13 protein-coding genes are annotated in these 13,499 nt (G+C 72.7%); 6 read left to right on the forward strand and 7 right to left on the reverse strand.

The genetic code is table 11. From position 1 onward, the window contains the following. The first annotated feature begins 34 nt into the window (after window positions 1-34). Entirely contained in the window at window positions 35-721 is a 687-nt protein-coding gene (locus ABEA81_RS10210; RefSeq protein WP_345604658.1) for a TetR/AcrR family transcriptional regulator C-terminal domain-containing protein, read from the forward strand. 56 nt (window positions 722-777) lie between these two features. Here the strand turns inward: ABEA81_RS10210 and ABEA81_RS10215 are convergent, their stop codons facing one another. The 5 genes from ABEA81_RS10215 to ABEA81_RS10235 all read right to left on the reverse strand — a co-directional run bounded on the left by ABEA81_RS10215 (window position 778) and on the right by ABEA81_RS10235 (window position 5,693). Beyond that, window positions 778-981: a cold-shock protein gene (locus ABEA81_RS10215; protein ID WP_345604659.1), complete on the reverse strand. Its 204-nt coding sequence runs from the start codon at window positions 979-981 to the stop codon at window positions 778-780. 197 nt (window positions 982-1,178) lie between these two features. Continuing rightward, complete coding sequence (locus tag ABEA81_RS10220; RefSeq protein ID WP_345604660.1) at window positions 1,179-2,162, reverse strand: VWA domain-containing protein; 984 nt, start codon at window positions 2,160-2,162, stop codon at window positions 1,179-1,181. Next, window positions 2,163-3,041 (reverse strand): DUF58 domain-containing protein, encoded by an 879-nt coding sequence (locus tag ABEA81_RS10225; protein WP_345604766.1) that lies wholly within the window; start codon window positions 3,039-3,041, stop codon window positions 2,163-2,165. A gap of 116 nt (window positions 3,042-3,157) precedes the next feature. Beyond that, on the reverse strand, window positions 3,158-4,204 hold the full coding sequence (locus tag ABEA81_RS10230; protein ID WP_425570495.1) for an AAA family ATPase: 1,047 nt from the start codon (window positions 4,202-4,204) through the stop codon (window positions 3,158-3,160). Window positions 4,205-4,388: 184 nt separating this feature from the next. Then, complete coding sequence (locus tag ABEA81_RS10235) at window positions 4,389-5,693, reverse strand: C40 family peptidase (protein ID WP_345604662.1); 1,305 nt, start codon at window positions 5,691-5,693, stop codon at window positions 4,389-4,391. A gap of 290 nt (window positions 5,694-5,983) precedes the next feature. Between ABEA81_RS10235 and ABEA81_RS10240 the strand changes: the two genes are divergently transcribed. The 5 genes from ABEA81_RS10240 to ABEA81_RS10260 all read left to right on the forward strand — a co-directional run bounded on the left by ABEA81_RS10240 (window position 5,984) and on the right by ABEA81_RS10260 (window position 11,892). Then, window positions 5,984-8,788, forward strand: coding sequence for an aconitate hydratase (locus tag ABEA81_RS10240; protein ID WP_345604663.1), 2,805 nt, complete (start codon window positions 5,984-5,986; stop codon window positions 8,786-8,788). Window positions 8,789-8,884: 96 nt separating this feature from the next. After that, window positions 8,885-9,502 (forward strand): PadR family transcriptional regulator, encoded by a 618-nt coding sequence (locus ABEA81_RS10245; RefSeq protein WP_345604664.1) that lies wholly within the window; start codon window positions 8,885-8,887, stop codon window positions 9,500-9,502. Between the two features lie 152 nt (window positions 9,503-9,654). Further along, a complete protein-coding gene (locus ABEA81_RS10250; RefSeq protein WP_345604665.1) occupies window positions 9,655-10,323 on the forward strand; it encodes a class I SAM-dependent methyltransferase in 669 nt (222 codons plus the stop codon). A gap of 191 nt (window positions 10,324-10,514) precedes the next feature. Then, the gene (locus ABEA81_RS10255; RefSeq protein WP_345604666.1) at window positions 10,515-11,225 is read left to right on the forward strand and encodes a sulfite exporter TauE/SafE family protein; all 711 of its coding nucleotides are present in this window, start codon (window positions 10,515-10,517) and stop codon (window positions 11,223-11,225) included. Window positions 11,226-11,436: 211 nt separating this feature from the next. Continuing rightward, window positions 11,437-11,892: a hypothetical protein gene (locus ABEA81_RS10260; protein WP_345604667.1), complete on the forward strand. Its 456-nt coding sequence runs from the start codon at window positions 11,437-11,439 to the stop codon at window positions 11,890-11,892. Between the two features lie 182 nt (window positions 11,893-12,074). Here the strand turns inward: ABEA81_RS10260 and ABEA81_RS10265 are convergent, their stop codons facing one another. Next, on the reverse strand, window positions 12,075-12,818 hold the full coding sequence (locus ABEA81_RS10265) for a ribonuclease activity regulator RraA (RefSeq protein ID WP_345604668.1): 744 nt from the start codon (window positions 12,816-12,818) through the stop codon (window positions 12,075-12,077). A gap of 199 nt (window positions 12,819-13,017) precedes the next feature. Next, a complete protein-coding gene (locus tag ABEA81_RS10270) occupies window positions 13,018-13,473 on the reverse strand; it encodes a cupin domain-containing protein (protein WP_345604669.1) in 456 nt (151 codons plus the stop codon). Between the last annotated feature and the right edge of the window lie 26 nt (window positions 13,474-13,499).

Here is a 13,499-nt window from a genome sequence, read left to right on the forward strand (position 1 = left end):
GTAGCGATCGCTTCCTCAACGTCCCGGAGGTGTGATGACGGCCGACACGCAGGGGCGCGTCCGTCGCCGGCCCGCGCTGACCCGTCACGAGGTGCTCACCACCGCGTTGCGTCTCATCGACGCGGACGGGGTGGAGGCGCTGTCGATGCGTCGTATCGGCAAGGCGCTCGATCGCGACCCGATGCGCCTCTACCGGTTCGCGTCGGGCAAGGAGGAGCTGCTCGACGGCGTCGTCGAGCTCGTCCTCGCCGAGCTGCGCATCCCGGCCGCCGGCGCGAGCTGGGAGGAGGTGCTGCGCCACACGGCGCACAGCTTCCGGGACATCGCACTGACCCACCCCCACGTCGTGCCGCTGCTGGTGACCCGGCCGCTCGCCACGCCGCTGGCGCTGCGCCCGCTCGGCACCCTGCGCCCGCTCGAGCGCCTGCTCGAGCTGTTCATCGACGCGGGCTTCGACGCGCGCGGCGCGCTGCACGCCTACCGGCTCTACCTGGGATTCCTCCAGGGACACGTGCTCAACGAGCTGCAGGAGCGCGTGCACGACCCCGACGAGACCGACGACCTGCTCCGCCTCGGACTGCACCGGCTCCCCGCACGTGAGTTCCCCCGGATCCGCTCGCTCGCCGCCGAGCTGGCCGCCTACGACGGGCTCGAGGAACTCGAGGAGGGGCTCGACGTGGTGATCGGCGGGCTGCGCCGCCAGCTGGACTCCCGGACCTGAAACGACCGGAGCCCGCCCCCGGCGAGGGGACGGGCTCCGGTGCGAGCGGGGTCGCGTCAGATGACGCGCACGCCGGTGGCCTGCGGGCCCTTGGCACCCTGGCCCACCTGGAACTCCACGCGCTGCCCCTCCTCGAGGCTGCGGAAGCCGCCGGCGTCGATCTCGGAGTAGTGCACGAAGACGTCAGCCCCGCCGCCGTCGGTGGCGATGAAGCCGAAACCCTTCTCGCCGTTGAACCACTTCACGGTTCCCTGTGCCATTGCTCTGCTCCTCGCAGGTTGTGGGGCTCCGCTGCTTGCGGAGCCCGGCCGGGCCCGGCGGCGACGAGCCGACATCCTTGTGATGCCGGGCCCCGTGGCCCCGAGTCAGATCCTGCGGCGTGCACTGGACACGAACACCGAAACCGAACGACCTGTCACCAGTGAACCATGGACGCGCGGCGCGTGTCCCACCGCCCTCAGGGCAGCCTGCGGCCCAGTGCGATGCCCGCGCCGAGGCCCACCACCAGTAGCAGCGCGCCGCCTGCCAGCCACGGTCTGCTGACGTCGACCCGGCGGACCTCGTAGCCGATCTGGTCGGACAGATCGGCGTAGACCTGCCGCAGCTCGCTCTCGCTCGCGGCCGTGAAGAACTGGCCGCCGGAGAGGTCGGCGATCTGGCGCATCGACGCGTCGTCGACCGCGACGGGCGTGCGTTCACCGGGGTTGATCTCGATCGTGCCGTAGTCGGTGCCGAACGAGATCGTGGAGACCGGGATCCCGGCCTCGGCGGCCGCCCGCGCCGCGGTGAACGCCCCGCGCGGCTCCTCCTCCGGCATCACGCCGCCGGGCACGGTCTGCTTGCCGTCGCTCATCAGCACGATCCGGGCAGGCGGCGGTCCCTCCCCCGCGCCCGCGATGGCCTGCGAGAACGTCTCCACGGACTGGATCGCCGCGAAGATCGCCTCACCGGTGGCGGTGGACTCGGACAGCTTCAGCCCGTCGACCGCCCGCTTGATCGGCTCCCGGTCGACCGTGGGCGACACGAGCACCGCCGCCGTGCCGGCGAACGACACGAGACCGAGGTTGATGCCGGGGGTGAGCTGCTCGGCGAACGCCTTCGCCGCCACCTGCGCCGCGGCCAGCCGGTTCGGCTCGACGTCGGTGGCCTGCATCGACAGCGACACGTCCACCACCAGCACGACGGTGGCGCGGTTGCGCGGCACCCGCGCCTCCGCCTGCGGGCCGGCCAGCGCGATCGTGAGCACCGTGAGCGCGACGATGAGCGCCGCCGCAGGCAGGTGCCGGTACCAGCCGTGGCGCTTCGGGGCGACGCGGTCGAGCAGCTCCAGGTTGGTGAAACGGATCGTGTCGCGCCGGCGCCTGCGCAGCAACAGCACGTAGCCGGCCACCAGCGCCGCCACGACGACGAGCAGCAGCAGCCACCACGGGTGCTCGAACATCTACCGCCCTCCGGACCAGGCGCGCTTGCGGGCGAGGACGAACCGCACGACGTCGGCGATCCAGTCCGAGTCCGTGCGCAGCGTGAGGTGCGCCGCCCCGCAGCGGCGCAGCGCGGCGGCCACCTGCTCGCGGTGCTCGGCGGCGGCCGCGGAGAACTCGCGGGCGAGGAGCGGGGTGATCGTCACCTCGCGCTGCCGGCCGCTCTCCGGGTCGGCCAGCACGACGGTGCCGACGTCGGGGAGCTCGAGCTCGCGCGGGTCGAGCACCTCGACGGCGAGCAGCTCGTGGCGGGCCGACAGCGCCCGCAGGGCGCGCTCCCACTCCGGCTCGCCGAGGAAATCGGAGATCACGACCGCGAGGCCGCGCCTGCGCGGCGGGCGCCGCAGCTGCTCGACCGCCGCGGCGAGGTCGCCCCGGGTGCCCTCGGCCGGGCGCGGGGTGCTCGCGACCCGGCGCAGCATCCCCTGTGCGTGGGCGAGCCCGCCGCGTGCGGGGATCCGCACGAGCTTCTCCCCCGTGGCCACCAGCACGCCGATCCGGTTGCCCCCGCCGCGGGTGAGGTGGGTGACGGCGGCGAGCGCGGCGATGGCGAGGTCGCGCTTCTCGCAGTCGGCGGTGCCGAAGTCGAGGCTGGCCGACAGGTCCATGACGACCCAGGTCTCCAGCTCCCGGTCGGCCATCGTCTCGCGCACGTGGGGCGCGGTGGTGCGGGCGGTGGCGGCCCAGTCCATGTGCCGCACGTCGTCGCCCGGCACGTAGAGCCGCGACTCGCCGGGCTCGCTGCCCGGCCCGGGCACGAGCCCGAGGTGGTTGCCCTGCAGGAGCCCGTCCAGCCGCCCGCGCACGGTGAGCTCCAGCGTGCGCAGCGCGGCCTCCATCCCCGCCTCCCGGAACGAGGGCGGCGTGGTCGGCGTGTGCCTGCGTCGCGGAGCGGCGGCGCTGCCGTCCGTGCCGTCGGCCCCGGGCGGGCCGTTCTCGCGGACGTCGGGACGGCTCACGCCGAGCTGCCCGCCGGGTACGGGGTCGGCCCGCCCTGCGGCCGCGCGCTCACCTGCGGCAGCGGCACCGTGGCGAGCACCCGGGAGATGATGTGGTCCATCGGCACCTGGTCGGCGACCGCATCGTAGGACAGCACGAGCCGGTGGCGCAGCACGTCGGGGGCCACGTCGAGCACGTCCTGCGGCAGCACGTAGTCGCGGCCGCGGATGAGCGCGAGCGCACGGGCGGACGACACGATGCCCAGCGTGGCGCGCGGCGAGGCGCCGTAGGAGACCCAGCCCGCGATGTCGGAGAGCCCGTGCTCGGCGGGGGTGCGGGTGGCGACCACCAGGCGCACCACGTAGTCGACCAGTGCGTGGTGCACGAACACCCGGGTGGCCACCTGCTGCAGGCGGATGAGCTCGGTGGGGTCGATCACCTGTTGCGCGACGGGCGGCTCGGCGCCCATCCGGTAGACGATCTCCCGCTCCTCCTCCACCCCCGGGTACTCGACGATGATCTTGAAGAGGAACCGGTCGCGCTGTGCCTCCGGCAGCGGGTACACGCCCTCGTTCTCGATCGGGTTCTGCGTGGCGAGCACGAGGAACGGATCGGGCATCGGGTAGGTGCGGCCGCCGATCGACAGGTGCCGCTCGGCCATCACCTCGAGCATCGCCGACTGCACCTTCGCCGGCGCGCGGTTGATCTCGTCGGCGAGCACGAAGTTGGAGACGACGGGCCCGAGCTCGACGTCGAACTCCTCGCGCCCCTGCCGGTAGATGCGGGTGCCGAGGATGTCGGCGGGCACCAGGTCCGGCGTGAACTGCAGGCGCGCGAAGCTGCCGCCCACCACCTTCGCCACCGTCTCGACCGCGAGGGTCTTCGCCACGCCGGGCACACCCTCGAGGAGCAGGTGGCCGCGGGCCAGGAGGCCGACGAGCATCCGCTCGACCAGCCGGTCCTGACCGACGATCACGCGCTTGATCTCGAAGACGACGCGCTCCAGGCGCTCCCCTTCGTTCGCCGGGCTCGGGACGGACTCCTGCACGCTCACGTCCCCCATCCCACCGTGCGGCCCGTGAGACGCCGGTGAACCGGGGCTTGCGCCGTCGTCGACCGTCGCCGCGGCAGCGGCGGACGGTCAACGAAAGGTGGACGATCGGAAGGCGTCAATGATTCATTGACAGAAGAGCCGTGAGTGGATACGAGTGCTCCAGCACTCTTGTCCACTCACGGGTGGCGGGGGGTCAGAGGACCCGCGTCGCCTCGGGCAGCAGGCCCTTCGTGCGCATCGGCACCACACGCACGTTCCCACCCGTGTACGGGGCCTCGATCATCTTGCCGTCGCCGACGTACATCGCCACGTGGTGGATCGGGGCGCCCGGGTTCTGGTAGAAGACCATGTCCCCCGGGCGGATGGCGGAGACCGGCACCTGCTCGCCCGCGTGGAACTGATTGCGGCTCACCCGGGGCAGCGACACCCCGGCCCCGCTGAACGCGTACTGCATCAGCCCCGAGCAGTCGAAGCCGACGCGGTTCAGCGACGACCCGAAGGCGTCCGGGATGCCCGTGCTCGGGCCGCGGCCGTTCCCGCCACCCCACACGTACTGCACCCCGATCTGCGACATCGCCCGGTCGATCACTCGCCGGACCGCCGCGCCGCCGCGCACGGCCGCGGACCCGGCCGAGGCCACCCGCGCGGCCGCCGCATCCCGCTCCGCACGCTCCCGCGCCGCACGCTCCTCGGCCATCCGGCGCTGCCAGTCGTCGAAGCGGCTGCGCTGCGCGCGCAGGCCGGCATCGGCCGACTCCGCGGCGTCGAGCTGCCGCTGCACGTCGGCCCGCTGGGCCGCCACCTCGGCCAGCTTCGCGGCCTGGGCGCGGGCGGCCGCCTGTGCGGCGGCGACCGCGTCGTCGGCCGCCGCCTTGGCGGTCGCGGCCTCGGCCTCGGCCTTCTTCGCCTCCTCGAGCGCCGCGCGGGCGGAGGAGTCGGCGTTGGCCTTCTCCACCCGCGCGCGCTCCAGGCCCTCCTGGGCCTGGAGCTGGGTGCGCGCGATCAGGTCGGTGTACTCGGCGCGCGCGAGCAGGTCGTCCGGGCTCGTGGCCTCGGTGAGCAGCCCGAGCGGGCCGGTGTCGAGGCCCTGCAGGTACGTGGTGGACACGATCTCGTCGAGCCGGGCCCGCGCCTCGTCGATCGCGACGGTGGCCGCCTGCGTCTCGATCCGCGCCGCCTCGGCCCGCTTCCGCGCCGCCGTGGCGGCGTCCTGCGCGGACTGCAGGTCCACGAGCGCCGCCTCCGCGGTCTCGCGCTGCGCCGCCAGCGCCGCCTGCAGGTCGTCGGTCCTGCTGTCCAGCTCCGCGAGCGTGGAGGTCAACCGCGCCACGTCCCCGGCGCGCGCGTCGACGGTCTCGCGGCTCTGCCGCAGGTCGTCGTCGCTCGGGTTGGGCGGCGGCGCCGGTTCCTGGGCGAGCGCGGTGCCCGTCCCGGTCAGCAACGCTCCGCCCAACGACGCCACGAGCAGTGCCAGCACGAACGTGCGTCGACTCCCCACGAGCCGCACGAGACCGACCTCCCGTCGCGTGGATGACCGGGTTGCGATGACCGTGTTGCGAACGATCTCCGCGAGCGATCGCACTGTGCCACTTCCAGCGCACATGTACCCGTCGCCACACCCGTAACGGGGGCAACTTCCACCACTTCGGTGGAGCGGGGGCGGGCTCGACCCGCTAGCAGGACAAGCGTACTGTTTGGGGTGCCGGGCCTGTCGTACCGCGGACGTGTCGGTGCGCGAGACTCCGGGCAACCCGATCGAGAGCGCCCACCACGCCAGGAGGACAGCACGTGACGAGCACCGACAGCTTCGGAGCGAAAGGGACCATCCAGGCCGGCGGGTCGGAGCACGAGATCTTCCGGCTGTCGGCCGTCGAGGGGGCCGAGCGCCTGCCGTTCAGCCTCAAGGTGCTGCTCGAGAACCTCCTGCGCACCGAGGACGGGGCGAACGTCACCGCCGACCACATCCGCGCGCTCGCCGGCTGGGACCCGAAGGCAGAGCCGGACACAGAGATCCAGTTCACGCCGGGCCGCGTCGTCATGCAGGACTTCACCGGCGTTCCGTGCGTGGTCGACCTCGCCACCATGCGCGAGGCCGTCACGGAGCTGGGCGGCGACCCGGCGAAGGTCAACCCGCTCGCGCCCGCAGAGCTCGTGATCGACCACTCGGTGATCGCGGACCTCTTCGGCCGGCCGGACGCCTTCGAGCGCAACGTCGACCTCGAGTACCAGCGCAACCGCGAGCGCTACCAGTTCCTGCGCTGGGGGCAGGGCGCCTTCAGCGAGTTCAAGGTGGTGCCGCCGGGCACCGGCATCGTGCACCAGGTCAACATCGAGTACCTCGCGCGGGTCGTGATGACCCGGGGCGGCCAGGCCTACCCCGACACCCTCGTCGGCACCGACTCGCACACCACCATGGTCAACGGCCTGGGTGTGCTCGGGTGGGGCGTCGGCGGCATCGAGGCCGAGGCGGCCATGCTCGGCCAGCCCGTCTCGATGCTCATCCCGCGCGTGGTCGGCTTCAAGCTCACCGGCGAGATCCCGGCGGGCGCCACCGCCACCGACGTCGTGCTGACGATCACCGAGATGCTGCGCAAGCACGGCGTGGTCGGCAAGTTCGTCGAGTTCTACGGCGAGGGCGTCGGCGCCGTGCCGCTGGCCAACCGGGCGACGATCGGCAACATGAGCCCCGAGTTCGGCTCCACCGCCGCGATCTTCCCGATCGACGACGAGACGATCCGCTACCTGAAGTTCACGGGCCGGCCGGACGCGCAGGTCGAGCTCGTCGAGGCGTACGCCAAGGAGCAGGGGCTCTGGCACGACCCGTCGCGGGAGCCCGTCTACTCCGAGACCCTCGAGCTGGACCTGTCCACCGTCGTCCCCTCGATCGCCGGGCCGAAGCGGCCGCAGGACCGCATCGCGCTGACCGAGGCGAAAAACTCCTTCCGCTCCGCGCTCGTCGACTACGCCGACGGCACCCCGGCGCCGCACTCGGCGCTCGACGAGGCCGTCGAGGAGAGCTTCCCCGCGAGCGACCCGGCCGCCGTCGGGAGCGCCACCGGCAACGGCGCGCCCCGCACGCCCATCTCCGCGGCCGCAGGCGCGGGCGGGCGGGCGAGCAAGCCGACGCAGGTCACCATGGCGGACGGCACGACGTTCGAGCTCGACCACGGCGCCGTCGTGATCTCCGCGATCACCTCGTGCACCAACACGTCGAACCCTTCCGTGATGCTGGGCGCCGCGCTGCTGGCGAAGAACGCGGTCGACAAGGGGCTCGCGGTCAAGCCGTGGGTGAAGACGACGATGGCACCGGGCTCGAAGGTCGTCACCGACTACTACGAGCGTTCGGGGCTGTGGCCGTACCTCGAGAAGCTCGGCTACCACCTCGTCGGCTACGGCTGCACCACCTGCATCGGCAACTCCGGCCCGTTGCCCGACGAGATCTCCGCGGCGGTCAACGATGCCGACCTCGCGGTCGTGTCCGTGCTGTCGGGCAACCGCAACTTCGAGGGCCGCATCAACCCCGACGTCAAGATGAACTACCTGGCCTCGCCGCCCCTGGTCATCGCGTACGGGCTGGCCGGCACGATGGACTTCGACTTCGAGACCCAGCCGCTCGGCCAGGACCCGGAGGGGAACGACGTGTTCCTGCGCGACATCTGGCCGTCGCCGCAGGACGTGCAGGCCACGATCGACAGCGCGATCAGCCAGGAGATGTACACCGGGCGCTACGCCGACGTCTTCACGGGCGACGAGCGGTGGCGCTCGCTGCCCACGCCCGAGGGCGACACCTTCGAGTGGGCCCCCGACTCCACCTACGTCCGCAAGCCCCCGTACTTCGAGGGCATGCAGCTGGAGCCGTCGCCGGTGCAGGACATCGCCGGCGCGCGGGTGCTCGCGCTGCTCGGTGACTCGGTCACGACCGACCACATCTCCCCCGCCGGCTCGATCAAGGAGGACACCCCCGCCGGGCAGTACCTGCGCGAGCACGGCGTGGAGAAGCGGGACTTCAACTCCTACGGCTCCCGCCGCGGCAACCACGAGGTGATGATCCGCGGCACGTTCGCCAACATCCGGCTGCGGAACCTGCTGCTGGACGGCGTGAGCGGCGGCTACACGCGCGACTTCACCCAGGAGGGCGGGCCGCAGGCGTTCATCTACGACGCCGCGCAGAACTACGCGGCGCAGGGCACGCCGCTCGTCGTCCTCGGCGGCAAGGAGTACGGCTCGGGCTCGTCCCGCGACTGGGCGGCCAAGGGCACGGCGCTGCTGGGCGTCAAGGCCGTGATCGTGGAGAGCTACGAGCGCATCCACCGCTCCAACCTGATCGGCATGGGCGTGTTGCCGCTGCAGTTCCCGCAGGGCGAGTCGGCCACGTCCCTGGGCCTCGACGGCACCGAGACGTTCGACGTCAGCGGCGTCACGGCCCTCAACGAGGGCTCCACGCCGCGCACCGTGCACGTCACGGCCACGAAGGAGTCCGGCGAGAAGATCGAGTTCGACGCGACGGTGCGCATCGACACCCCCGGCGAGGCGGACTACTACCGCAACGGCGGGATCATGCAGTACGTCCTGCGCGGCATGCTGCGCAGCTGACGGCGGAGAGGAGCCCCCGCCCGTCCGAGGGCGGGGGTTCCTTCGTGCCACGGCAATACTCGTGTGCGTATACTCGTGCACGAGTAAGGAGGCCGGATGGCTCGGAAGGTGCGCAACCTGCTCGGCCTCGCCGTGCTCGCCACGGTCGTCGAGCGGCCGATGCACCCCTACGAGATCGCCACGGTGATCCGCGAGCGCGGCAAGGACCGGGACATGGGCCTCAAGTGGGGCTCGCTCTACACGGTCGTGCGCAACCTGCACCGACACGGCTTCATCGAGGTCGCCGAGAACGCCCGCCACGGCGCGCGCCCCGAGCGCACGGTCTACCGGATCACCGATGACGGCCGCCGCGAGCTGCGGGACTGGGTGCGCGAGCTGATCGCCGTGCCCGTCCACGAGCCGCCCCGCTTCGAGGCGGGCCTGTCCGTCTGGGCGGTCCTGGGCCCCGACGAGGTCCCTGCGCTGCTGCGGGAGCGACTGGCCCGGCTCGAGGAGGAGAACGCCGCCCAGCGCGCGGCCCTCGAGCGGCACCGGGAGGAGGTCCCGCGGATGTTCCTCGTGGAGGCCGAGTACGACCTCGCGCTCCGCGAGGCCGACGCCGCGTTCACCCGCGGCCTGCTCGACGAGCTCGATCGCGGCGCCTTCCCCGACCTGCAGCAGTGGCGCGACCGGCACGCCGCGATGGAGAGGGGGACGCCGGAGACGAGCAGCTGAGAGAGCGGCCCCGGCGGGTGCGGCAACACCGCGCCGGGGCCAGTACCCCGCACCGAACCGCGGAACGGCACCGGCCACGAGGCAGCACCAGCAGGATATCCGGGCTTCTCCGCCGTTCGGGCATTCACCCGTCCCGAGAAAACGGAGCAGTCATGCCCGACATCCGCCCCTTCCGACCGCAGGCGCTCAGCATGGAAGGCCCGATCGCCCGCTGGTACGCCCGCATCCGCGGCACCGCCGTGCAGCTCGCCGCCGTGCGGACGCAGGCCGCCCAGCTGACGGCCGCCCTCCCCGAGGGCGCACGCATCCTCGAGGTCGCTCCCGGCCCCGGCTACCTGGCCGTGGAGCTGGCCCGCCTCGGGTTCGACGTCACCGGCGTCGACCTCAGCGCCACGTTCGTCCGGCTCGCCACCGACGCGGCCCGCCGCGCAGGCGTCGACGCCCGCTTCCTGCACGGCGACGCCGCCGGCCTCCCGCTGCCCGACACCTCGGTCGACCTCGTCGTCTGCCAGGCCGCGTTCAAGAACTTCGGACGCCCGGTCGCCGCGCTCGACGAGATGCACCGCGTGCTCCGTCCGGGCGGCACCGCCGTGATCGGCGACATGAACCGCGACGCCACGGCCGCGGACATCCGCCGCGAGGTGGACGGCATGGGGCTCGGCCTCGTCAACGCCGCGTTCACCCGCGTGACGCTCTCCGGCCTGCGCCGCCGCGCCTACGCGGCCGACCACTTCCGCGCGGCCGCCGCGGCGAGCGCGTTCGGCAGCTGCGAGGTTGGGGCCGAGGGGCTGAGCCTGGAGGTGCGGCTGCGACGGGGCTGACGCGCGGCCTCCCCTGTTGCAGCAAAGCCACTTTCCTGCAGCGACGTTGCAGGAAAGTGGCTTTGCTGCAATCCGGGCCGTGGCGGCGGCCGCCGCGGCCGCCGTCTCCCCCGCTCCGCGGCGTCAACGATCCGTTGTCGATCCGCTGGCGTCAATGATTCGTTGACAATGTACGGACTATTGTCGAGCCCGTGACCATCGCGCTCGCCGGGCTCGCCGTCGCGCTCGGAGCGCTGGTGCAGGGGTCGGTCGGGTTCGGCATCGCGCTCGTGTCCGCGCCGCTGCTGGCGATCATCGACCCGCGGCTCGTGCCCGTCCCGATGCTGCTGCTCGCCACCACGCACGCGATGCTCACGCTGCGCCGCGAGTACCGCGACGCCGACTGGACCGGCGTCGGATGGGCACTGCTCGGCCGCCTCCCGGGAATCGTGATCGGCGTCCTCGCCGTGGCGGTGCTGCCACCCCGCTGGTTCGGCCTGGCGGTGGCCGTCGTCGTGCTGGCCTGCGTGGCCCTGTCGGTGGTGCGGTGGCGCCCGCGCCCCACCGTGCCGGCGCTGCTGCTGGCCGGGGTCGTGTCCGGCGCGGCAGGCACCGCGTCCGCGATCGGCGGGCCGCCCGTCGCGCTGCTCTACCAGCACGCGCCCGGCGCCCGGGTGCGTGCCACGCTCGCGGCCTACTTCGTGGCCGGGTCATTGCTGTCCCTCACCGGGCTGTTCGTGGGCGGCCAGTTCAGCGCCGACGCAGTGGGGGCGGCCGCCGTCATGGTGCCGTTCCTGATCGCGGGTTTCCTGCTGTCCGGCCCGGTGCGGCGCCTCCTGGACCACGGCTGGACCCGTCCCGCCGTGCTCGCCATGGCGGGCGTGGGCGCGCTGGCGCTGCTCGGACACGTCGCCCTCGGCTGAGGCCGCGGGGACCACGGGAACCGCCGCCGGCGGCGACTCCACCCCTCCTTGACCCTCGACCTTGTAGCGCTGTGAATTGCGGCGCACCTGGATGTCGGTCGGAGGAGACGGCGCGTGAGCTCGCACACCATCGGCCGCCGATCCTTCCTCAGAGGCTCGGCCCTGGCGGGCGCTCACCGACCTCACCCGCGGTCTCGCCCCCACCCGGCCCGTGATCTCCAACGACGGGTGGGAGCAGCAGAACTCGGACATCCTCACCGTGCACGACTACGAGGGCGACGGCGCGGTGCTCGCCCGGACCTACGCCGACGCGGCGGCGCGGGCCCGCCTGCTCTCCGGGATGGGCCCGGCCGGACGCCGAATCCTCCTCGACGTGGCGGCGGACCGCAGCCAGCCGGTGATGCTCACCGAGTTCGGCGGCATCGCCTTCCAACCGGGCGAGCGGTGTGCCGACGGGTGGGGATACACCGCCGCGACCGACGCGGAGAACTGGATCGCCCGCATCACCGCCCTCTACGACGGCATCCGGGCCAGCACGTACCTCGCCGGCTCCTGCTACACCCAGCTCACCGACACGATGCAGGAGACCAACGGCCTGCTGACGGCCGAGCGGGAGCCGAAGGCGCCGATCGAGCAGATCCGCAAGGCCGTGCGCGGCAGGTCCTGACCCCGGCGCCACCCGTGTTCGATGAGCAGCTCGACGCAGTGATTGCGGGTTCGCACTACCCCCGGGTCAACGATCGGTTGCCGATCGGGCGGCGTCAATGAAACATTGACGGCGGTGGCGCCGATGCACGACGTCCGGGCGACGGCCACCCGTTCACGCGGGCGGATGGCCGTCCGCCCCGGTCAGCGCTCTGCCTGGGCCCGCCGCCACTCCTCGTACTCCGGGCGTGCGGCGTCCGACAGCGGGTAGTACCGCTGCAGGTCGCCCCCCTCCGCGAGCTTGATCCGGGAGAACTCCTCCCACTCGGCGTGCTCGCCCGCCACCTCGAGCAGCTTCGGGGCCAGCGCGATCGGCACGACCACGGCACCGTCGTCGTCGGCGACGATGATGTCGCCCGGCACCACGACGGTGCCGCCGCACGCGACCGGCACGTTCACCGCGGTCGGCACGATGCCGGTCTGGGTGTGGAAGTTGGGCGTGGTGCCGCGCAGCCACATCCCGATGCCGAGCCGGGACGCGTCACCGAAGTCGCGGATGCAGCCGTCGACGACGATCCCCTTGCCGCCCTTGCCGGCGAAGTAGGTGAGCATCATCTCGCCGAAGATCCCGCTGGTCATGTCCCCGCGGGCGTCGACGACCACGATGTCGCCCGGCTGGGTGTGGTAGAGGACGTGCCGGTGCAGCTGCCGCTCCGGCTGGCTGTACTCGTCGACCGGGTAGAGGTCCTCCCGCTTCGGCAGGCACTGCAGGGTGAGCGCCGGACCGGCCACGCGGGTGCCGGGCGTCCGGCAGACCGGGCCGGCGATGTGGGCGCTGCGGATGCCGAACTGCTTGGAGAGCTCGCTGCTGGCCGTCGCACTCCCGATGCGCTCCAACCCGGCCACGAGCTCGGGGTCGGGCCGGACGATGTCGGGTGTCTCCACCATGGGGTCTTCTCACCTCCTGCGCCGCAGCGACCTGCCGCGGCGCGTCCACCACCGGTACGGGGCCCGGTGGGCGTCCCGGCGGCGGATACCCGCGGGACGATCTCCGTGTGGTCCGACCTTCGCCGGACCACGTCCCGCGCGTCAATGGAGTGGCACGACGAGGATCATTCGACAACCGAATGCCGGTATCCGCCCGCCCTCACGCGGGGTGGGCGGGATCGACCCACGGCACGTGCTCGGGCTCCGGCACGCCCTCGATGTCGAGGTTCACCACGACCGGCTCCTGCCCGCTGCGCGTGAGCACGCACTCGAGCGGCTCGTCGTCGAGCGCGTTGATCTCCTGGTGCGGCACGAACGGCGGTACGAAGATGAACCCGCCGGGCCCGGCCTCCGCGGTGAACTCCAACCGCTCGCCCCACCGCATCCGCGCCCGGCCGCGCACCACGTAGATCACGCTCTCCAGCTCACCGTGGTGGTGGGCCCCGGTGCGCGCACCCGGGTGGATCGTGACCGTGCCCGCCCACAGCTTCTGCGCCCCCGTGCGGGCGGCGGTGATCGCCGCCGCGCGGTGCATGCCGGGTGTCTGCGGGGTGTTCGTGTCGAGCGCGTCGCCCGGGACGACGCGGACCCCCTCGGAACGCCAGTCGGGACTCACCCGCCCGATCCTGGCAGACCGGCGGC

The sequence above is a fragment of the Pseudonocardia adelaidensis genome (assembly GCF_039543345.1).
Taxonomy (GTDB): domain Bacteria; phylum Actinomycetota; class Actinomycetes; order Mycobacteriales; family Pseudonocardiaceae; genus Pseudonocardia; species Pseudonocardia adelaidensis.

Coding starts and splice junctions, on each gene's coding strand:
- ABEA81_RS10210 (WP_345604658.1), top strand. CDS start 35: ATGACGGCCGACACGCAGGGGCGCGTCCGTCGCCGGCCCGCGCTGACC.
- ABEA81_RS10215 (WP_345604659.1), bottom strand. CDS start 981: ATGGCACAGGGAACCGTGAAGTGGTTCAACGGCGAGAAGGGTTTCGGC.
- ABEA81_RS10220 (WP_345604660.1), bottom strand. CDS start 2,162: ATGTTCGAGCACCCGTGGTGGCTGCTGCTGCTCGTCGTCGTGGCGGCG.
- ABEA81_RS10225 (WP_345604766.1), bottom strand. CDS start 3,041: ATGGAGGCCGCGCTGCGCACGCTGGAGCTCACCGTGCGCGGGCGGCTG.
- ABEA81_RS10230 (WP_425570495.1), bottom strand. CDS start 4,204: ATGGGGGACGTGAGCGTGCAGGAGTCCGTCCCGAGCCCGGCGAACGAA.
- ABEA81_RS10245 (WP_345604664.1), top strand. CDS start 8,885: ATGGCTCGGAAGGTGCGCAACCTGCTCGGCCTCGCCGTGCTCGCCACG.
- ABEA81_RS10250 (WP_345604665.1), top strand. CDS start 9,655: ATGCCCGACATCCGCCCCTTCCGACCGCAGGCGCTCAGCATGGAAGGC.
- ABEA81_RS10265 (WP_345604668.1), bottom strand. CDS start 12,818: ATGGTGGAGACACCCGACATCGTCCGGCCCGACCCCGAGCTCGTGGCC.